Below are 21,035 nucleotides of genomic sequence, written 5' to 3'. Positions count from 1 at the left end.
AATTTTTTTTACCTCTGTTGTAACCGAAATAGTTACACCTTTCTTTATCAACATAAAACCATATTGTAGGAGGAGTTAACATGAAAATTGGAATTATTGGCGCAACAGGAAAAGCAGGACAAGAAATTGTGAAAGAGGCTCAATCAAGAGGACATGAAGTAACGGCAATCGTCCGAGATGCACAAAAAATGACTGATTCATCACTAGCTGTTCTTGAGAAGGATGTGTTTCACTTGCAAGCAGATGACATCAAAGGATTTGATGTGATTGTGAATGCATTTGGCGCACCCCCTGGACAGGAGCATCTTCACGTAGAAGCTGGGAAAAAGCTGATTGATATTTTAAAAGAAACACCTGAGACTCGTTTAATCGTTGTGGGCGGAGCAGGAAGTCTATTTGTAGATGAGGCGAAAACAACAAGACTTGTGGACACACCAGAATTTCCGAAGGAGTATGTGCCTACTGCTTCTCAGCAAGGAGAAAATCTAAAAGATCTTCAACAGTCAGAGGGATTAAAATGGACATTCCTCAGCCCTGCCGCATTCTTTAATCCAGCTGGCAAACGTACAGGTTCATACGTGAAAGGGAAAGACAATCTAATTGTCAATTCTAAAGGTGACAGCTATGTAAGCTATGCTGACTACGCCATTGCACTGGTTGATGAAGTGGAGCAGGCAGCCCATGTTGGAGAACGTTTTACCGTTGTATCTGAAGCTGAATAAGCAGTTTCATGGCCGCCTAAAAATGATAAATGGGGAATCTAACGTATGAACGAGCAAGAATTGTCTTTCATTTATGTATGGGATGCGTATTGTGGCTGGTGTTATGGATTTTCAAACAGTATCCGCACTTTGCATGAAAATCATCCGGATATATCACTAACACTTGTGTCGGGTGGTTTATTTGTAGGGGAAAGGAGTCTACCGATAAAAGATTATCCACACATCCCAGAAGCAAATCAACGTATTAGTCAGCTGACTGGTGTCGAGTTTGGTGAACGTTATCAAAAGCTGCTAGCAAACGGAACGTTTCTTTTAGACTCTGAGGCTGCGGCCATTGGTTTTTCTGCATTAAGATCCATCGCACCTGAGCGTTCATTGTACTTGGCTTCATCGATGCAAAAGGCTTTTTATCAAGACGGAAAAAGTCTGAGTGATGAGGAAACGTATCGGGAGATCGCTTTGGCGCATCATCTTGATCCTGACGCAGTCATTGAACGTATGAAAACAAAAGAAGCGATCAATGATGCATATGCTGACTTTGCGAAGGTTCATCAACTTCATGTGAATGGCTATCCTACACTTTTATTAAAAAGAGGGGATGAATACTTCAGCTTGGGCGGAGGTGCAATGACGGCTGAAAAGCTTGAAGACCGCCTGAAGGAATTACTAGAAAAATAAATCATTTAAAAACAACCTCTATGCGGATAGAGGTTGTTTTTTTACGCTTTAATGATAATCGCCTGACTGCCCATCTGTTTCCAAGAATCTTCAAATTGATCACGGTCGACCTTTTGATTCTTTTCTCCATATGGGTTATTCAAGTAGACATGCTTCTTGTCATAGCCTGTGATAACTACGCTATGCACATTAAAGCTTACATCTATTTTGCCATTTGGTGTATTCCAAGTTTCGATATTATCGGTTTTGTCAAAGGTGGATGTCGTAATCACCCAAACAGGGTAGCCCTTTTCAAGTGACTGATAGATGGCCTTTTTAACAGGCTTTCCGGTTAAGTCGACAACTTGATCGCCCGCGTATTTTTTCGCAAGCTGATAAATCGGTTCGTGGTAAACCCCAAGACCCGGTCCATTCTCCATATCGCCTACAAACCCGTCATGAGGGTCACCTTTTAAGCCATTTTCATAATTGAGCGGAACACGTTTGATTTCATTTGCCAATGCGTTTTTCGTTACTTGCTCATAGCCGCTGTAATGAAGCAGCATCGCTAAGCTCGTGACTTCGCATCCATTATAAAGCCTTGGTGCATCCATTTGATTGTAGAGAATGACGTCCATGGCTTTTTTGCTTCCTTTTAGTGAATGATGTGTGGTTTCTGCTTTTTTTGTTGAACGAGTTTCTTCAGCTGCGAGTGCCGTATCGTTTTCTTTTTTTGCTGCTTCTTGCGGCGAAGCTGTTTTCTTGACTTGGTCGATTTGTGAAACGTATATAAAGCCGAAATAAACAAGACATGCGCACAACAAAGTTAAGATTAATGTCTGGATGAACTTCACTGTTAATCTCCTGTGTTATTCAATATTTTTAAGTATTATAGCACGTTCCTTCACCGAACATACAGAAAAGGCACAGGTGTCACTTGAATGTAATAATTCCAGAATATGTTGATGAAAATAGAGAGAAATAAAAATGATTGATTTAATCACTTTATTTTGTTAGCATATTATCATATTAGCGAACTAAAGGATTCGGAATTTTTTGTTTTAATGTGTTGGAGGTGCGGAAGAACATGTTTATGTTTGAGAAACCATATGGTATGCGGGATTCATTACCTGGATTGTATGAGACGAAGAAAAAAGTGAGACATTCTTTAACAGAGGTCATGAATGGTTGGGGTTTCCGTTTAATGGAGACACCAACGCTTGAATTTTACGATACAGTCGGTGTGCAATCGGCGATTACTGATACACAACTTTTTAAACTTCTTGATCAAAACGGGCAAACCCTTGTACTGAGACCTGATATGACAGGTCCGATTGCAAGGGTGGCGGCTTCTAAGCTTCATGAACAGGCGTATCCGCTTCGTGTCGGGTATGCAGCGAGTGTGTTTCGTGCGCAGGAAAGAGAAGGCGGAAGGCCTTCGGAATTTGAGCAGGTCGGAATTGAATTGATTGGTGATGGTTCAATTAGTGCAGATGCTGAAGTCATCGCACTTGCCGTATTTGCCTTAAAAAATGCCGGGCTAAGGTCCTTCAAAATCGCGATTGGGCATGTCGCTTTAGCAGAGACGTTATTTGTCGATGTACTCGGAAATACAGAGCGTGCAAACGTCCTTCGCCGCTTCTTATATGAAAAGAATTATGTAGGATACCGTCAGCATGTGAAACAATTACCGCTTTCCTCCATCGATAAAATGAGGCTGTTACAGCTTTTAGAGTTAAGAGGCGGCCAAGAAGTGATAGAGCGGGCAGAGGAAATCGTCGTTTCACAAGAAGGAAAAGAGGTGCTCGCACAGCTAAAGTCGCTATGGGAGACACTTGAAGATTACGGCTGTACAGAATATATCCGTTTAGATTTAAGCATGGTGAGTCATATGAGCTATTATACGGGTATTTTGTTTGAAGTATTTGCTGATCATGTTGGATCGGTCATCGGAAGTGGCGGTAGATATGATCAATTACTTGCTCATTTTAATGCACCCGCACCAGCTACAGGGTTCGGACTTCGACTAGACCGTCTTCTTGAAGCGCTGGATGCGAAAGAGATCAATGAGCCGCAGGAAGCTGTGATTTTTAGCAAAGAACAAAGACTTGAAGCTTTTGCTTTTGCAGAAAAGGAGCGGTCAAAAGGGAAAAAGATCGTCCTGCAAGACTTAGCGGGGATTGAAAATATTGACGCGATGACCAAGGCATTTGAACAGGTGACTTATTTTATCGGCGCTAGAAAGGAAGAGCGAAATGGGTAAAGTGTTGACGATGGCGATGCCAAAGGGCCGGATATTTGAAGAAGCAGCCGGGCTGTTAAGACAGGCGGGGTACCAGCTGCCAGAGGAATTCGAGGATTCAAGAAAATTAATCATAGATGTACCAGAAGAAAACCTCCGCTTTATTTTAGCTAAGCCAATGGATGTGACCACCTACGTAGAGCACGGTGTGGCGGATGTTGGCATTGCAGGGAAGGATGTCATGCTCGAAGAAGCTCGTGATGTGTACGAAGTGCTCGATTTAAACATCAGTAAATGTCATTTAGCTGTTGCTGGTTTGCCAGGAGCGAGCTGGGGTGGTGTCGCACCGCGTGTGGCAACAAAATACCCAAATGTCGCATCTTCCTATTTTAGAGAGCAAGGGGAGCAGGTGGAGATCATTAAGCTAAATGGCTCCATTGAATTAGCACCGCTCATTGGGCTTGCCGATCGCATTGTTGACATTGTCTCTACAGGTCAAACACTAAAGGAAAATGGACTTGTGGAAACGGAGCATATTTGTGATATCACGTCACGTTTTATTGTCAATCCTGTGAGCTACAGGATGAAGGATACGGTGATCGATGAAATGGCACAGCGTCTTGCAAGAATCATTGAAGGAGAAGGGGAGGAATCATCATGAACATCACCTGCATACAAGAAGGTGAGACAGATACTCTCTCACTCAAACGGTCTTTAGATACAGGAACAGAAGAGCAGCGTCAGGCTGTTCAGCGCATTATACAAGAAGTGAGAACAAATGGTGATGAAGCTGTACGGTCTTTTACAAAGCAATTTGACGGTGTGTTGATTGAACATCCGCTTGTCACAGAAGGTGAAATGGAAGAAGCTTACCAACGTTTGGATAAAGAGATGGTTCAGATTATCCAAACGGCTATCAAGCATATTCGCACATACCACGAGCGCCAGCTGACCTCTTCTTGGTTTTATCACCAAAAGGACGGCTCAATGCTTGGTCAAAAGGTGACACCGCTTGATGCGGTAGGTGTGTATGTCCCGGGTGGAACAGCTGCTTATCCATCATCCGTCTTAATGAATGTAATCCCTGCGCTAGTTGCTGGCGTTGAACGAATCGTTCTTGTGACACCCCCTGGGAAAGATGGACGTCTCTCTGACGCTGTCTTAGCTGCGGCGAAGGAGCTTGGTATTTCTGAGATGTATAAAATGGGCGGTGCACAGGCGATTGCGGCACTTGCCTATGGAACGGAAAGCATCAAGCCTGTTGATAAAATCACGGGTCCAGGGAACATTTATGTAGCGCTGGCAAAGAGGGAAGTATTTGGTCAGGTAGATATTGATATGATTGCAGGTCCAAGTGAAATTGCAGTTCTAGCAGACGAAACAGCAATCGCGCATGAGGTAGCGGCGGATTTACTTTCGCAGGCAGAGCATGATGCCCTTGCATCTAGTATTTTGGTAACACCGTCTAAGACACTTGCTGAAAGCGTGCAGGCTGAAGTCAGAAAGCAGCTGGATACTTTGCCGAGAAAATCAATCGCAGCACAATCCATTCAAGATCATGGCCATATTTACGTGACAGAATCAATCGATCGTGCAGTAGACGTCGTCAATCAATTAGCACCAGAGCACTTAGAGGTGCTAACAGCATATCCAGAATCACTTCTTGGTCAAATCAAGCATGCGGGTGCGATTTTCTTAGGACGCTATAGTCCAGAGCCGGTGGGCGATTATTTTGCAGGGCCGAATCATGTGCTGCCAACAAACGGAACAGCTCGATTCTCCAGCCCGCTTGGTGTGACTGATTTTCAAAAGAAAACGAGCATTATTTCATATAGTCAAGAGGCCTTTGAAACACATCGGGAAAGCATTGCCGCTTTTGCCAGATTAGAAGGGCTTGAAGCACATGCAAGGTCGATTGAAGCGAGAAAGCGGGAGGAATCGTAATGAGACAGGCGAAAACAGCGAGAAAAACAAATGAAACGAACATTTCATTAGCGCTAGAAATTGATGGAGAAGGAAAAGCAGATATTCAAACAGACGTCCCTTTTATGACGCACATGCTTGATTTATTCACGAAGCATGGACACTTTAATTTGACTGTCGATGCGAAAGGAGATACGGATGTTGATGATCACCACACAACAGAAGATATCGGCATTGTGCTCGGGCAAATGTTTAAGGAAGCGTTAGGCGATAAAAAGGGAATTAAGCGGTATGGTTCAAGCTTTGTTCCGATGGACGAAACTCTTGCCCAGGTCGTGGTCGATTTAAGCAATCGTCCTCATTTGGAAATGAGAGCGGCCTTTCCAAGTCAAAAGGTAGGTACCTTTGATACAGAGCTAGTACATGAGTTTCTGTGGAAATTTGCACTTGAAGCCCGGATCAACCTTCATGTCATTGTTCACTACGGAACCAATACACACCATATGATTGAAGCCATTTTTAAAGCGATGGCACGTGCCTTAGATGAAGCAACAACCATTGATCCACGTGTGAAAGGAATTCCTTCGACAAAGGGGATGCTCTAATGATCGGAGTCATTGATTACGGAATGGGAAATTTGTTCAGCGTATCAAAAGCATTGGAACGAGCAGGTGCCCGTTATATCGTTTCCTCTGATGTGGAGGAGCTGAAAAAAGCAGATGCTTATATTTTGCCCGGAGTTGGTTCGTTTCGTGATGCAATGCAGCTGTTAAAAGAGACTGGACTTGAGGCGTTTATTCATCAAGTTGTGCAGGAAGGAAAGCTGTTATTCGGCATTTGCCTTGGCATGCAGCTGTTATTTGAAGAAAGCGAAGAGGCAGGCCGCACAAAAGGATTGGGGCTGTTAAAAGGGCGTGTCGTTCTTTTAAAAGATCGTGATCAGGACGGGAAAAGGCTGAAGGTACCTCATATGGGGTGGAATGAGCTCACATTTCATCAGCCCTCCCCATTGTTTGACGGTGTACCAGAAGGATTTGCATACTTTGTTCACTCTTATTATGTGAGTGATATGAACCCAGATGAGCAATTAGCAAGCGCGGACTATGGTGTTCAAGTACCAGCAATCGTTGGCAAGGGAAATGTGCTTGGTGCACAGTTTCACCCTGAAAAAAGCAGTACAACGGGAATGGCGCTGCTCAAACAATTTATTCAATTAGCAAACGAACAGAGGGTGAGCAAATGAGTGAGTTTACATTATATCCAGCGATTGATATGAGAAATGGCAAATGTGTACGTCTTGTACAAGGTGATTATGATCAAGAAACCATTTATGGAGATTCACCGCTCGACATGGCCGCGAAATTTGCGAAGGATGGAGCAACGTGGATTCATCTTGTGGATCTAGATGGTGCAAAAGCAGGGAAACGTGTCAATCATGAGCATGTGCTGGCGATTGCATCTTCTTTAGATGTGAAGGTACAAATCGGCGGCGGTATTCGGACAGAAGAAGACGTTGCTTTTTATTTAAAGAGCGGCGTCGATAGAGTGATACTTGGCAGCTCAGCTGTATCTAACCCAGCCTTTGTGAAAAAAATGCTGGCGCAATTTGGAGAGAAAATCGCAATTGGGATTGATGCGCGAAATGGCTTTGTATCGACTGAAGGGTGGCTTGAAACGTCTAAAGTGAAGGCAGAGGAGCTCGGCAGGGAATTGGCAAAGGAAGGCGCAGAGGTCTTTATTTTCACCGATATTCAAATGGATGGCATGCTGTCTGGTCCCAATGTGGAAAGCACGGTTCGCTTAGCAGAAGCAACCGGCAAACAAGTGATTGCTTCAGGCGGTGTCAGCGCGGTAGCTGATCTTCAAAAGCTGTCAGCGCAAAAAGAAACTGGTGTGTCTGGTGCGATCATTGGAAAAGCACTTTACACGAAGCAGTTTACTTTAGCGGAAGCATTTGAAGGGCTTGACCGCATATGATGACAAAACGAATCATCCCATGTCTTGATGTGAAGGAAGGGCGTGTTGTCAAAGGAGTGCAATTCCTAGGCTTAAAGGATGCTGGTGATCCGGTAGAATTAGCGCAGATCTATGATGAGGCAGGGGCGGATGAACTTGTCTTTCTAGATATTTCTGCGTCGCATGAAGGCCGGAAAACGATGGTGGATGTGGTTAAACAAGTCGCGTCCACTCTTGCCATACCATTTACGGTAGGAGGCGGGATTAACCACCTTGATGACATGAAGCGTATATTAAGAGCGGGTGCAGACAAAGTATCTGTCAATACAGCAGCTGTGTTAAGGCCAGAACTGATTTCAGAAGGTGCTGACTTTTTTGGCTCCCAGTGTATCGTTGTCGCAATTGATGCAAAATACGATGAAGAGAAAAAAGCATATATGGTCTATACACACGGGGGACGCCGTCAAACAGATTTAGAGGTTAGCGACTGGGCGAAGGAAGCTGTGCAAAGAGGTGCAGGAGAGATTTTACTGACAAGTATGGATGCCGATGGTGAAAAGACAGGCTTTGATCATCGATTGACAAAGCTTGTATCAGAGGCAGTCACTGTGCCAGTTATCGCTTCTGGCGGCGCTGGCAATGCCCAGCATATGCTGGAGGCATTTACAAAAGGAGAAGCTGATGCAGCATTAGCAGCCTCCATTTTCCATTACAAAGAAACCTCCATTCACGAGGTAAAGACATATTTGAGAGAACACGGGGTGAAGGTCAGATGAAACAGGCAAATGAATTAACTTTTAATGAAGCAGGCCTGATTCCTGCGATTGTACAGGATGCTCAAAGTAAGGAAGTACTGACGCTGGCATATATGAATCAAGAATCCTATGAAAAAACGCTGGAGACAGGTGAAACATGGTTTTATAGCCGGTCGAGAAACGAGCTTTGGCACAAAGGCGCCACCTCCGGACATACCCAGCAAGTGAGTTCTATCCGATATGACTGCGACAAGGACGCTTTGCTTGTCCTTGTCGCGCCAAGCGGCCCAGCCTGTCATACTGGCAGCTATAGCTGTTTTTCGGAAGAAGGCGTAAAGCGTCAAAGCGAAGAGCAGGATCGTTTTGCGATATTAAATGAACTTGAACAGGTCATTGCAAAGCGTCAGGCGGAAATGCCTGAAGGTGCTTATACTACCTATCTATTTGAAAAAGGGGTCGATAAAATCCTGAAAAAGGTAGGGGAAGAAGCGTCTGAGGTGATCATTGCAGCGAAAAACCGGGATCAAGAAGAATTGAAATGGGAAACAGCGGACCTCCTCTATCATCTTCTTGTGCTATTACGTGAACAGCAATTACCGCTTGATGATGTATTAAAGGTATTAAAAAAGCGTCATCAAGGTGAATGAAAAGCCGGGGGATATCCCAGGCTTTTTATTTTTAAATGAAAAACAAATCCTTCCTTTCCTTTTGTTCTATGTGACGACTGGTGAAGTATGTTATACTACACACGGTACACTGTTCGAAATGGAGGGTATCGGTGAGTAAATACACTTCTCAAAATAATCACACACAAGTCGTCCAGCTTTTTCAAGATGGGCATTACTTTTTTCATAAAGGTCTTAAAGCATATAGAGAAAGAAATTTGTCTAGGGCAAGTAAGCTAATACAGCGGGCCATCGTACTTGAGCCTGAAAATGTAGAAATGCTGTCACAGCTTGCCATTATTTATACTGAAATGGGTCATTACCAGCAATCAAACGAACTGCTTGATTTCATCCTCGAACACATCGATGAAAACATGTCTGAGTGTCACTACTTTAAAGCCAATAATTATGCCAATCTCGGACTATTTCAAGAGGCATATAAATCAGCTACTGCTTATGCCGCACTGGAAGAGAACGGGGAATTTGCGGATGAAAATGACGACCTCCTGGACCTGCTCGATATGAGCGACGAAGAGGACGAAGATTTTCCTTATGATCAGGATGACCTGATTGTGAAGCAGGATCAAGCAAACCATTTGCTTGAAAGCGGCAGACTCGATGAAGCCATTGAGATGCTGGAACAGATGATTGTTGAGTATCCAGAATTTTGGTCAGCGTATAACAATCTCGCTTTGGCCTATTTTTATTCTGGCCGAATCCATCAGGCGAAAGAAATGTTGAACCGGGTCCTTCATGAAAATCCCGGTAATCTGCATGCCCTTTGCAATCAGCTAGTCTTCTACCATTATGAAAAAGAAGAAGAGAAGGTCAACAAGTTAGCGAAGCAATTAACGCACGTGTATCCAATACTAAGTGAACAGCGTTATAAGCTTGGTGCAACATTTGCCCTTGTAGGAGAATTTGAATGGGCCTTTAAATGGCTTTATTCTTTGTACAAAACAGGTTTTCAGGGAGATAGTACATTTTTATACTGGCTTGCAAGCGCAGCCTATCATACAGGCCACAAAACGCTCGCCCAAACGGTTTGGGATAAGATGGTCGAAGAAGATATCGACGCAGATGAGATCAAGCCGTGGCAGGATAAACCTGAGGAGACTGAGCCAATGGTCTCGATTGAGGAACGTCTGACTGCGTACTATGTCAGCAAACAAAAAGGAGAACGTGACGTTCTGCAGTCTGTCCTTGATGCACGTGCAGCGAAAACGGCCTTTGAACAGCAATTCATAGAACTGCTTTTGTATGAAGATGAAATGAAAGAAAAGTCTTTTTCAGAAGATGCAGTTTTTGCAAAACAGGCGGCATCCAGTTTAGAGGAAGCCGTTCAGCCTGACAGCCATATGCCTTATTTTTGGTTATTCCATATTATTCAGCAGGCACGTGCTTCTGGTATTGATAAGAAAAATGCGCCTGCCTGGGCAGCAGCATCTTATTATCTATGGATGAATGAACAAGAAGAATCAGCTGTCAGCAAAAAAGACATTGCGTCTGCTTTTCAAATCAGTGTTCAAACACTGTCAAAATACGAACGAGAAATCTGTACGTTAATTGATTAAATAGGTAAATAGATTCAGAACATCCCAGCATGGCCGAAAAGGTCATGCTTTTTTCTTGGATAAAAAGGTGGGATTTGCAAGGAATTGGCGAAGTATGACAATCACGACATGTTTTTGAAACATAAATGTAATAAAAATATTAGCTCATTTTGTCGATGTCTCATGTATAATGAAAATCGTGGATTAAAACAAAGATAGATATTTAAATATTTTACTATACATAATGAAACACCCAGTGATGAAACAATCTGGTCAACATCTGACTGAACAATCAGGAAGAAAGACATAGAGAGCACAGATTGGTCGCAGAGAATTTGCTGCTTTCTAATGTCGCTTGGGAAATTGTCAAAGGAGGAACTATTTGTGAAAAAGTTTATTACTTTCGGTTTAGCTTCGGTGATCGGAGCGAGCGGTTTATTTATTCCATTTACACATGAAGCAAACGCACAGAACTTTGAACAAAAGAAACAAGAACTAGACAGCAAGCAATCTGAGGTAAACAAGAATCTTCAAAAGAAAAAAGAAGAGCTTTCAAAGCTTGAAGCAAAACAAGAGGCACTTGCACAAAAGCTTAAAGATATTGATGAGAAAGCTTTAAAAACAAGTGATCAAATCGAAGAAAAACAAAAAGAAAATGAAAAAACAAAAAAAGAAATCAAAGCACTGAAAAAAGAAATTGCTGATACAGAAAAACGTATTGAAGAAAGAAACGAGTTCTTGAAAAAGCGTGTACGTGCCCTTCAAGAGAGCGGTGGTTCTACGAAATACATAGATGTATTACTAGGAGCAAAAAGCTTTAGCGATTTCATCAGCCGTGCAGGTGCAGTTTCTACACTGATCAACGCAGACAGTGAAATCATTAAAGAGCAGGAAAAAGACAAGGCAGAGCTTCAAAAGTCTGAAAACGAATTAAACACAAAGCTTGAAAATGTGCAAAGCACACTTGCAAAGCTTGAAACACTTCAATCAGACCTGAATAAACAGCTTGATGAAAAAGACAAGCTATTCAAGCAAGTGAAAAAGCAAAAAGGAAGTGCTTTTTCTGAAATCAGCGAGTTAAACAGTGAGGCTAACAGCATTGCATCTGAAAAGGACGCAACAGTAGCTGCACAAAAACAAGCTGAAAAAGAAGCTAGAGAAGCAGCTCAAAAAGCAAAAGAAGAAAAAGCGCAAAGACAACAGCAGCAGCGTCAAGCTAGTGTTCAAGCGGAAGACAACAGCTCAAATAACGATAGCAGCCCATCTTCAAGTAACAGCGGGTCATCTAATAACAACAATAACAATAATAACAGCAACAGCAGTTCACCAAGCAAGAAGCCATCTACTGGCGGTGGATCACCTGTCAGCAGTAACGTAGGCGGAATTGAAGGTGCAATCAGCACAGGTTCTACTATTGTTGGACAATCTCCATATAAATGGGGCGGCGGCAGATCACAAGCCGATATTGACGCACGTCGTTTTGACTGTTCTTCATTCGTTCGCTGGGCTTTTGCATCAGCAGGTATCAACCTTGGACCAGTTGGCGGTACAACAACAGATTCGCTTGTAGGTAAAGGAAGAGCTGTAAGTGCATCTGACATGAAACGCGGAGACCTTGTGTTCTTTGATACGTATAAAGTAAATGGACACGTTGGTATTTACTTAGGAAACGGTACATTCTTGAACGATAACAGCTCTCGCGGTGTTTCAGTTGACTCAATGAGCAACGTATACTGGAAAAAAGCATTCAAAGGCGTTGTAAGAAGAGTCGTTGAATAAATCATTACTTTTTATATAACCGTAAACAGGCTTCCTTAAACAGCAGTTTAAGGAAGCTTTTTCTTTTTTTGAAGATATGAGCAAATGATTCGCTTATTCCCCGCAGATTTAATAGGATATGGGTAAGGAATAAAAACTAAGAGTGGAAATGATGCTCTCTGTCATGAATGGAAGCATCACCCAAGGGCATTCTAATAAGAAATGCGAGCAGCAATTGAAGAGGGAGTGACAGTTGTGTCAGAAGAAAAAATCTACGATACGATCATCATTGGAGCGGGTCCTGCCGGAATGACAGCCGCTGTTTATACATCACGGGGAAATCTTTCAACATTAATGATTGAAAGAGGAATTCCAGGCGGACAAATGGCGAATACGGAAGATGTCGAGAACTATCCTGGCTTTGAAAGCATTTTGGGGCCGGAACTTTCAAATAAAATGTTTGAGCATGCGAAGAAATTCGGTGCAGAGTATGCGTATGGCGATATCAAAGAAATCGTGAACGGTGAAGAATACAAAATCGTCAAAGCCGGCTCAAAAGAATACAAAGGACGCTCTGTCATTATCGCGGCAGGGGCTGAATACAAAAAAATCGGTGCACCAGGTGAAAAAGAACTTGGCGGCCGCGGCGTATCATATTGTGCAGTATGTGACGGAGCATTCTTTAAAAACAAAGAGCTTGTCGTCATTGGCGGCGGAGATTCTGCTGTAGAAGAGGGTGTGTATCTCACACGCTTCGCTTCTAAAGTAACGATTATCCATAGACGCGATAAACTTCGTGCACAAAGCATTTTACAAGCGCGTGCCTTTGATAATGAAAAAATTGACTTCATGTGGAACAAAACCGTGAAACAGATCAATGAAGAAAACGGGAAAGTCGGCAGTGTGACATTGGTTGATACGGTGACTGGTGAAGAAGAAGAGTTTAAAACAGACGGCGCCTTTATCTATATCGGAATGCTGCCACTGTCTAAACCATTTGAAAATCTCGGCATTACAAATAAAGAAGGCTACATCGAGACAAACGAAAGAATGGAAACGAGAGTGGAAGGTATTTTCGCAGCGGGTGACATTCGTGAAAAAACACTTCGTCAAATTGTCACAGCAACAGGAGACGGAAGTATTGCAGCACAAAGCGCACAGCATTATGTAGAAGAGCTTGCTGAAAAACTCAAAGCAACGAAATAAATGGCTGTCGTAAATCCTTAATATAGCGTCATGGGCTTTTAACTGGAATGTAACACGGGTGAAATAATTTTCCGTTATGATAAAACTAGTAATTGACCCCCTTTTATAAGGAATACATGTTTGGCACGGATGTGAATCCGTGTCCTTTTTTTTGCCTGAAATCAGAAATTCACGAGATGTTCACAAATGACGCATGGAGAACCGTTAGATGCTGTAAAATAAAGAGTAGAGAAATGGCTCGTTACATCATTCAAACGAAAACCGGTCTGTTTTCGGGGAAGAACGGGCATGTTCATTGTGGGAGTCAGGTTGAACCTGTATAATAAGTTAAAGACATAAAAGAGTAGGTGACAGCTGATGCAACGAGTAACCAATTGTGTGCTGCATCACGAAGATCAAGTTCTCTTGCTGCAAAAGCCAAGACGGGGCTGGTGGGTAGCACCGGGCGGCAAAATGGAAAGCGGAGAATCGGTCAAAGATTCAGTCGTTCGAGAATATAGAGAAGAAACAGGTATTTATATTTTAAATCCGCAACTGAAAGGTGTTTTTACCTTTATCATAAAAGAAGGCGATCAAATCGTTCAAGAGTGGATGATGTTCACCTTTATGGCAGATTCATTTACCGGAAAAAACGTAACAGAGTCAGAGGAAGGCATTTTAAAATGGCATGACGTAAAGGATGTGCCTCATTTGCCGATGGCTCCAGGAGATTCCCATATTCTTGATTTCATGCTCAAAGGAAAAGGACTTCTGCACGGCACTTTTACGTATACACCCGATTTTGAGCTGATTGCTTATCGGTTAGATCCTCAGGGAGAATAATACATGAACCGTTTTCATAAAGAAGGAGAGGAAGCAGGCATGAATACACACAAACAAGAAGATATTCAGCTTGTGATTATTACAGGAATGTCAGGTGCGGGGAAAACCGTCGCCATTCAAAGCTTTGAAGATTTAGGCTACTTTTGTGTTGATAACCTGCCGCCATCACTTTTACCGAAGTTCCTAGAGCTCATGAAGGAATCGAATTCCAAGATGAGCAAGGTCGCTCTTGTGATGGATTTGCGCGGACGCGAATTTTTTGACAGCTTAATTGCGGCATTAGATGAAATGAGTGATCTTGACTGGATCACGCCAAGGATTCTATTTTTAGATGCAAATGATAAGGTGCTTGTCTCAAGATACAAAGAAACGAGACGTTCGCACCCCCTTGCGACAACAGGTTTGCCGCTTGAAGGAATTGCAATGGAGCGCGAGCTGTTAGAGGAGTTAAAAGGCCGGTCTCAAATGATTTTTGATACATCGGATTTAAAACCAAAACAGCTGCGAGAAAAAATCGTCACGCACTTTGCGACAAACCAAGGTCAGGTGTTTACAGTAAACGTGATGTCCTTTGGCTTTAAATACGGTCTGCCGATTGATGCTGATCTTGTCTTTGACGTGAGATTCCTGCCGAATCCTTACTATATTGAGAGTATGCGTCCACAGACTGGAAACGATGAAGAAGTGCGCTCCTATGTGATGAAATGGAGTGAAACGCAAAAATTCACAGAGAAATTAATCGATCTTCTCAGCTTTATGCTTCCGTCGTATAAGAGGGAAGGAAAAAGTCAGCTTGTGATCGCCATCGGCTGTACAGGCGGGCAGCATCGATCTGTGACGCTGGCCAACTATTTATCGGAGTATTTTAAAAACGATTACTATACACATGTCACTCACCGGGACATTGAAAAGAGAAGCAGAAAATAGATGACGACACTACCAAAGGTGGTCATTCTTGGCGGTGGCACTGGCTTATCTGTTTTGCTCAGAGGGCTAAAAACGAAGCCAGTGGACATTACCGCTATAGTAACGGTTGCTGACGACGGAGGCAGCTCAGGCAGACTGCGGCATGATTTGAATATTCCCCCTCCAGGTGATATTCGAAATGTCCTTGCAGCTCTCTCTGATGTTGAACCGCTTGTAGAAGATTTATTTCAGCACCGTTTTAACAAAGGGAATGACTTAACAGGCCACTCACTCGGCAACCTCATTCTTGCGGCCATGACAAATATAACCGGTGATTTTTTTCATGCCGTCACTGAAATGAGCAAGGTTTTAAATGTGAGAGGAAAAGTATTGCCAGCAGCAAATTCAAGTGTTGTTCTTCATGCGGAATTAGAAAATGGGCAAATGGTGACAGGAGAATCGAAAATTCCCACCTATGGTGAGCGAATTAAACGAGTGTTTCTCACACCCGATACGATTGAACCGCTGCCAGAATCTATTCAAGTCATTCGTGAGGCGGATTTGATCGTCATTGGGCCTGGTAGTCTGTATACGAGTATTTTGCCAAACTTGCTTGTGCCGCATATTGGAGAAGAAGTGATTCGCTCAAAGGCGAAAAAAGTGTATATTTGCAATGTCATGACGCAGCCGGGGGAAACGCTTTCCTACAGTGCAGCAGATCATGTTCAGGCATTAAATGATCATATGGATCGTCCATTTATTGATACGATTTTTGTGAACAATAAAGAAATTCCAGAAGAAATCAAAGCAAAATATGCAGAAGAACAGGCACAGCCTGTCCAATTCGACACAGATGCACTGAAAGCAATGGGACTAGAAGTGATTCCTGGAGAAATCATTACATACGACCAGCATGTCATTCGTCATGACACGCTGAAAGTAGCCTCGCTGCTTGTTGATCTGCTGCATCAGAAAAAATAGGAATGGGGGTGGCAAGGATGTCATTTGCATCCGAAACAAAAAAAGAGCTGACTAATCTGGACGTGAAGGACTGCTGCACAAAAGCAGAGCTTTCTGCCCTCATCCGTATGAACGGTTCATTATCTTTCTCTAATCGAAAATTGATTTTAGATATACAGACAGAGAACGCAGCCATTGCAAGACGTATTTATACGCTGCTCAAAAAGAAATACGATGTGACAGTCGAACTGCTCGTCCGTAAAAAAATGAGATTGAAAAAGAATAACGTGTATATTGTCAGACTGGTAGAACGAGCGAAAACCATTTTAGAGGATTTAAAAATATTAGGTGAGCAATTTGTATTTGAGCGCAATATTTCAGAAGAGCTCGTGAAGAAAAGATGCTGCAAGCGCTCCTATATGAGAGGTGCTTTTTTAGCAGGCGGTTCTGTGAATAACCCAGAAACGTCCTCCTATCACCTTGAGATTTTTTCACTATATAAAGAACATAATGATGCCCTTTGTGAGCTGATGAATCAATTTCATCTCAATAGTAAAACACTTGAGCGCAAAAAAGGGTACATTACGTACATGAAGGAAGCAGAAAAAATCACGGAATTTTTAAGTGTTGTGGGCGCTCATAACTCACTGCTTCGCTTTGAAGATGTGCGAATCGTTCGAGACATGAGGAACTCCGTCAACCGGCTCGTCAATTGTGAAACAGCAAACTTGAATAAAACGATTGGTGCATCACTGCGTCAGGTCGAGAACATTCAATTTATTGATGAAAAAATTGGACTTGATGCCCTGCCGGAAAAGCTTCGTGAAATTGCTAAACTGCGAGTCGACTATCAAGAGGTCACGCTGAAGGAACTTGGAGAAATGGTGGAAAGCGGCAAGATCAGCAAGTCAGGGATTAACCACCGTTTAAGAAAGCTAGATCAAATCGCAGAACAATTACGAAACGGACAAGCTGTTACACTCAAATAGGAGAATGAAAAAGGGAGGCAGATCATATGGTGGAAAAAACGGTCACCATCCAGCTGAAAACAGGCTTGCAGGCACGTCCAGCTGCTTTGTTCGTACAAGAGGCTAATCGCTTTGGAGCTGATATTTTTCTAGAGAAAGATGGGAAAAAAGTCAATGCGAAAAGCATTATGGGTCTCATGAGTCTAGCGATCAGCTCTGGGGTTACTGTCACACTGATTGCAGATGGTGCGGACGAACAAGAAGCCATTGAGGCGTTAACAGATTTTATCAATCAAGAAAACTGAGTCTCTTCAAAGGCTCAGTTTTTTAGGAGGGAATGTCATGATTCAATCAGCTTTTTTACAGAAGATCGGATATGAAGGCCAGTCGATCACCTTTAATGACTTACCTGTATTATTAAAAAAAATGGCCTATACCTTTCCATTTGAAAATAGATCTGTTCTGAACAAACAATCCTACGCTTTGAATCAAGAAGGGTTGAAGCAGCATCTTCTTGAAGAAAACAGAGGAGGTCTTTGTTACGATCTCAATCCTCTCTTATACTATGTGTTAAAAGAGGCTGGGCTCTCTGTACAGCTTCTTCAAGGGACAGTGTATATCAAAGAAGCGGACACGTGGGCCATTGATGGCACGCATGTAGCCATTATGTTGAAGCATCATAACGAACGCTTTCTCATTGATGGGGGATTTGGTGTGAATTTACCTCTTCAGCCTGTGCCTTTTACAGAAGATTGGGTGGAAGGAGCGTCTATTCGGTTTCGCGTCAAAGCAGAGAAAACCGAAAAGGGGACACATCTACTCCAATTAGATAGGGGAGATGGTGCTGAAACAGGCTATGCTTTCACATTGAACGAGGTGGACGAGGCTGCATTGGTCCAATTGAGACACGAGATTTATGAAAATGAATCCTCTACTTTTAACAAAAGACCACTTGCGTCAAAGCTCACGCCAACAGGACGTGTGGTCGTTACTGAGGATCATGTCACCACACATGAACATGAAGAAGTGTCGAAAAAGCCGCTTCCGGTTCCTTTTGAGGATTACGTGAAAAAGCTTATACCGTAAACCATACTAAAAGACAGCCCCAGATGAAACAGGGCTGTCTTTTTTATTGATTATCGAATACGTGTGAAAGTCGCATAATGGTCTGTTGTTTTGTAAATGAGCCAGTCGCTTGAATACACAAGACGGTCAGCATTGCGGAAGCCTGAAACGTAGTTGATGTCTGCCTCACGCCATGTGCGGCCGCTTGCTGAAGGAAGACGTCCTTCCCGGTTTGAGAAAATATCTCCACCGATGCTTTTACCTGGCGCCACTTCTGCTAGATTTCCCTTAGATGCCACCCATCCGAGAGCACTTGCTTGTGATTTCGTAATGTAGTTATCAGGCAGTCGTTTGTAGCGAATTAAATAATCTGCTACACCATCAAACGTATTAATGACGGCAAGGGTACGTACATCTGGCGTGAGCTGAATAGAAGCATTTTCAGTTGTGGCTGTTGGTGTAAGAGGTGTTTCTGCATGAACTTGCTGCGGGATAAATCCAGAAAACAGAATAGCAGCGATCAGAGCGAACATAGTCAAAACTGAACTCAATCTTTTCATCTTCATCCTCCTATTAAGGAAATCCGATGCCGTCCTCTTGATGCTTGTCTACCTCATATTATAGCACCCGAACATGAAGGAAATGTAAAGAATCAGGATCTTTGCTAAAATGAGACTTTTCTCCTGAAGCCTCTTAAAGAAATAAATAAAAAGACGCAGTTCAGTTCCCTGCGTCTTATTTGATCAAGAGGAAGCAAGCTCCTTCACAACATCAACAGGCGCCTTCCCATCTATTCCATGAATCACATTATGAATGGCTCGTTTCAGCATGAGATCCCTTGTTGTTTCAGTAGCGGAACCGATGTGAGGGGCTAGGGTGACATTGTTCATCTCTTTGAAAGGATGATCCTCTTGAAGCGGTTCCTGCTCATACACATCAAGACCAGCGCCTTTGATCCATCCCTTCTGAAGTGCTTGAATGAGGCTTTTTTCATCCACTGTTTTCCCGCGGGAAATGTTTACAAATAAAGCCGTTTGCTTCATTAACTTCAATTCTCGTTCCCCAATCATATGATACGTTTCCTCGGTCAGCGGTGTAATCAACACAATGATATCAGCTTGTTTTAAAAGATCATCAAGTGCACAATAGACAGCGCCATACGCCGATTCAGCCTTTTCATTCCGGCTTCGGTTATGATAAAGAACATTCATATCAAAACCATGTGCTGCCCGTTTGGCAACTTGTTCTCCAATACGTCCCATGCCAATAATACCGAGCGTTTGGTGATGTACATCGATGCCAAAGATCTCTTCTTCCTGTACGAATTTTGTCCATTTTCCTTCACGGATAAAACGATCAAGCTCGGCGATTCTTCGCGCAGAGGAGAGAATGAGCGAAAAGGCAAGGTCAGCCACGGTATGATCGAGCGTATAAGGGGTGTGCGTACCAATCACGCCTCTTTGCCTCATCGCTTCTATATCGAAATTGTCATAGCCGACAGAGTTATTACTCACTACCTTGAGTTTTGGTGCGTGATCTAACAGCTCTTGATCGATTTTCGTTCCAGACGTTAAAAGACCATCAGCGTGCTGCAGCTTTTCAAACAAAATGTCTCTTGGAATAGGGTCTTTGGATTGCCAAACCTCGTATGTACAATGTTCCTTTAGCATTTCCTCAAAAGAAGCAGGTAAGGGTTTGGCGACAAAAATGTGTGGTGTCACAGTCAATTCGCTCCTTTCACATGGTCATCTTACTCCTTTTATTATAAAGCAACCATTTCGGCAGAACACGTTTGAATGTTAGCAGCTCAATATTTAATATACTAAAATAACGGTAAAGAAAGACATTTTCTTAATGAAAAAGTAGATTCATATGCCATCTGATGCATTTTTTATCTATATAAAAATAAGCGGATAGTAGAGGAGACATGTGAATTTGCAAGATTTTACGAGAGATTATCTGACAAACTGGAAAATAGATCGAGACTTTTTGATAGAAAATTTATTATATTTGAAATGTATTAAACGGGATGGTCATTTTCTACTAAACCATTTTATTGTCTTTTAGTGTGATGAGAATAATAGATTGAAAACAAACCCGCGAATCCGCTGGGATGCAGCGTAAAATAGAGAAAATAATGATATTTCTTCTCATCGTTTTCTCATTTTTTTCTTTTTTTTCTATCATTTTTCTTCTCTATTCTTGAGAACACGAGAAGGAAAAGGGGGACGGGCACGAGCTTACGTTACTTAAAAAAAGATGGGAGATGGCAAAATGGGATCAAAATTAGAACAGATTCTTCAGCACAATTCAGAGTTTGTGAATGAGAGACATTATGAGCCTTACAAAGCGGGGAAATTTCCTGAGAAAAAACTGGTCATTTTAACATGCATGGATACCCGCCTTTTGGAATTATTGCCGCAATCTATGGGGCTGCGCAACGGGGATGCAAAGATCATTAAGAATGCTGGAGCCATCGTGACACATCCGTTCGGCAGTGTGATGCGGAGTATCCTTTTAGCTATCTATGAGCTAAAGGCAGAGGAAGTATGCATTGTAGGTCATCATGAATGCGGAATGGCAGGTCTTGCGGCGGATCCTTTACTTGAAAAGGCGAAAGCACGTGGAATCGAAGAGAAATGCTTAAGCATTGTAAAAAACTCAGGAGTCGATTTAAAGGGCTGGCTGACAGGCTTTGATTCAGTTGAAGAGAGCGTGGCCCAAAGTGTGAAATTAGTGAAAGAGCATCCACTGATGCCAAGTGATGTGGCTGTTCATGGACTGGTGATTCATCCAGCAACAGGAAAGCTGGATGTCGTTGTGAAAGATAAACTGATTGACCCGCAGTATACCTAAATCATCTACACATACTTAAAG

General features: G+C 42.7%; 22 protein-coding genes and 1 pseudogene. 20 read left to right on the top strand and 3 right to left on the bottom strand.

Annotated elements, in window-relative coordinates; translation table 11 throughout:
- Positions 1-80 precede the first annotated feature (80 nt).
- Complete coding sequence (locus ACN6NB_RS16475; RefSeq protein WP_106025584.1) at positions 81-722, top strand: NAD(P)-dependent oxidoreductase; 642 nt, start codon at positions 81-83, stop codon at positions 720-722.
- 45 nt (positions 723-767) lie between these two features.
- Entirely contained in the window at positions 768-1,400 is a 633-nt protein-coding gene (locus ACN6NB_RS16470; RefSeq protein WP_144491530.1) for a DsbA family protein, read from the top strand.
- 41 nt (positions 1,401-1,441) lie between these two features.
- Here the strand turns inward: ACN6NB_RS16470 and ACN6NB_RS16465 are convergent, their stop codons facing one another.
- The gene (locus tag ACN6NB_RS16465) at positions 1,442-2,233 is read right to left on the bottom strand and encodes a C39 family peptidase (protein ID WP_144491529.1); all 792 of its coding nucleotides are present in this window, start codon (positions 2,231-2,233) and stop codon (positions 1,442-1,444) included.
- Positions 2,234-2,466: 233 nt separating this feature from the next.
- Here ACN6NB_RS16465 and ACN6NB_RS16460 point away from each other — a divergent pair, with 233 nt between their 5' ends.
- The 17 genes from ACN6NB_RS16460 to ACN6NB_RS16380 all read left to right on the top strand — a co-directional run bounded on the left by ACN6NB_RS16460 (position 2,467) and on the right by ACN6NB_RS16380 (position 18,179).
- Positions 2,467-3,642, top strand: coding sequence for an ATP phosphoribosyltransferase regulatory subunit (locus ACN6NB_RS16460; RefSeq protein ID WP_058837568.1), 1,176 nt, complete (start codon positions 2,467-2,469; stop codon positions 3,640-3,642).
- Entirely contained in the window at positions 3,635-4,282 is a 648-nt protein-coding gene (gene hisG / locus ACN6NB_RS16455; RefSeq protein WP_059376603.1) for an ATP phosphoribosyltransferase, read from the top strand. Before ACN6NB_RS16460 ends, hisG begins: the two co-directional genes overlap by 8 nt.
- Positions 4,279-5,565, top strand: a complete 1,287-nt coding sequence (gene hisD, locus ACN6NB_RS16450; protein WP_144491528.1) for a histidinol dehydrogenase — start codon at positions 4,279-4,281, stop codon at positions 5,563-5,565. The genes hisG and hisD overlap by 4 nt, the downstream gene beginning before the upstream one ends.
- Positions 5,565-6,149, top strand: a complete 585-nt coding sequence (gene hisB, locus ACN6NB_RS16445) for an imidazoleglycerol-phosphate dehydratase HisB (RefSeq protein ID WP_024423560.1) — start codon at positions 5,565-5,567, stop codon at positions 6,147-6,149. Before hisD ends, hisB begins: the two co-directional genes overlap by 1 nt.
- Positions 6,149-6,787: an imidazole glycerol phosphate synthase subunit HisH gene (hisH, locus tag ACN6NB_RS16440; protein ID WP_058837571.1), complete on the top strand. Its 639-nt coding sequence runs from the start codon at positions 6,149-6,151 to the stop codon at positions 6,785-6,787. The genes hisB and hisH overlap by 1 nt, the downstream gene beginning before the upstream one ends.
- Positions 6,784-7,521 carry a 1-(5-phosphoribosyl)-5-[(5-phosphoribosylamino)methylideneamino]imidazole-4-carboxamide isomerase gene (hisA, locus tag ACN6NB_RS16435; RefSeq protein WP_144490033.1) on the top strand — a complete coding sequence of 246 codons (738 nt, stop codon included), beginning with the start codon at positions 6,784-6,786 and terminating at the stop codon, positions 7,519-7,521. The genes hisH and hisA overlap by 4 nt, the downstream gene beginning before the upstream one ends.
- Positions 7,518-8,276: an imidazole glycerol phosphate synthase subunit HisF gene (gene hisF, locus ACN6NB_RS16430; protein ID WP_047201833.1), complete on the top strand. Its 759-nt coding sequence runs from the start codon at positions 7,518-7,520 to the stop codon at positions 8,274-8,276. Before hisA ends, hisF begins: the two co-directional genes overlap by 4 nt.
- Positions 8,273-8,902: a bifunctional phosphoribosyl-AMP cyclohydrolase/phosphoribosyl-ATP diphosphatase HisIE gene (hisIE, locus tag ACN6NB_RS16425; RefSeq protein WP_058837573.1), complete on the top strand. Its 630-nt coding sequence runs from the start codon at positions 8,273-8,275 to the stop codon at positions 8,900-8,902. The genes hisF and hisIE overlap by 4 nt, the downstream gene beginning before the upstream one ends.
- Positions 8,903-9,033: 131 nt before the next feature.
- The gene (locus ACN6NB_RS16420) at positions 9,034-10,494 is read left to right on the top strand and encodes a tetratricopeptide repeat protein (protein ID WP_144490035.1); all 1,461 of its coding nucleotides are present in this window, start codon (positions 9,034-9,036) and stop codon (positions 10,492-10,494) included.
- 363 nt (positions 10,495-10,857) lie between these two features.
- Positions 10,858-12,252 (top strand): C40 family peptidase, encoded by a 1,395-nt coding sequence (locus ACN6NB_RS16415; RefSeq protein WP_058837575.1) that lies wholly within the window; start codon positions 10,858-10,860, stop codon positions 12,250-12,252.
- A gap of 234 nt (positions 12,253-12,486) precedes the next feature.
- Positions 12,487-13,437, top strand: coding sequence for a thioredoxin-disulfide reductase (gene trxB / locus ACN6NB_RS16410; protein WP_039183330.1), 951 nt, complete (start codon positions 12,487-12,489; stop codon positions 13,435-13,437).
- 357 nt (positions 13,438-13,794) lie between these two features.
- A complete protein-coding gene (locus ACN6NB_RS16405; protein ID WP_024423553.1) occupies positions 13,795-14,259 on the top strand; it encodes an 8-oxo-dGTP diphosphatase in 465 nt (154 codons plus the stop codon).
- Between the two features lie 39 nt (positions 14,260-14,298).
- A complete protein-coding gene (gene rapZ, locus ACN6NB_RS16400; protein WP_039183329.1) occupies positions 14,299-15,186 on the top strand; it encodes an RNase adapter RapZ in 888 nt (295 codons plus the stop codon).
- Positions 15,187-16,146 (top strand): gluconeogenesis factor YvcK family protein, encoded by a 960-nt coding sequence (locus ACN6NB_RS16395; RefSeq protein ID WP_034281026.1) that lies wholly within the window; start codon positions 15,187-15,189, stop codon positions 16,144-16,146.
- Positions 16,147-16,163: 17 nt separating this feature from the next.
- Positions 16,164-17,114, top strand: a complete 951-nt coding sequence (whiA, locus tag ACN6NB_RS16390; protein WP_024423550.1) for a DNA-binding protein WhiA — start codon at positions 16,164-16,166, stop codon at positions 17,112-17,114.
- A gap of 26 nt (positions 17,115-17,140) precedes the next feature.
- Positions 17,141-17,398 carry an HPr family phosphocarrier protein gene (locus tag ACN6NB_RS16385; RefSeq protein WP_024423549.1) on the top strand — a complete coding sequence of 86 codons (258 nt, stop codon included), beginning with the start codon at positions 17,141-17,143 and terminating at the stop codon, positions 17,396-17,398.
- 37 nt (positions 17,399-17,435) lie between these two features.
- Positions 17,436-18,179: an arylamine N-acetyltransferase family protein gene (locus ACN6NB_RS16380; protein WP_064498003.1), complete on the top strand. Its 744-nt coding sequence runs from the start codon at positions 17,436-17,438 to the stop codon at positions 18,177-18,179.
- A gap of 50 nt (positions 18,180-18,229) precedes the next feature.
- Here ACN6NB_RS16380 and ACN6NB_RS16375 read toward each other — a convergent pair.
- Both ACN6NB_RS16375 and ACN6NB_RS16370 read right to left on the bottom strand, forming a co-directional pair.
- Positions 18,230-18,556 (bottom strand): annotated as a pseudogene (locus tag ACN6NB_RS16375) (ribonuclease); the annotation flags it as partial.
- 345 nt (positions 18,557-18,901) lie between these two features.
- Positions 18,902-19,879: a 2-hydroxyacid dehydrogenase gene (locus tag ACN6NB_RS16370; protein WP_064498004.1), complete on the bottom strand. Its 978-nt coding sequence runs from the start codon at positions 19,877-19,879 to the stop codon at positions 18,902-18,904.
- A 553-nt stretch (positions 19,880-20,432) separates the two neighbouring features.
- On the opposite strand from ACN6NB_RS16370, the gene ACN6NB_RS16365 reads away from it, so the two are divergent.
- The gene (locus ACN6NB_RS16365; RefSeq protein WP_047203875.1) at positions 20,433-21,014 is read left to right on the top strand and encodes a beta-class carbonic anhydrase; all 582 of its coding nucleotides are present in this window, start codon (positions 20,433-20,435) and stop codon (positions 21,012-21,014) included.
- The last annotated feature ends 21 nt before the right edge of the window (positions 21,015-21,035 follow it).

Source organism: Bacillus sp. 11B20, assembly GCF_056098985.1.
Note: the sequence above shows the minus strand (reverse complement) of the source record. Positions and strands in the feature narration are given on the sequence as shown.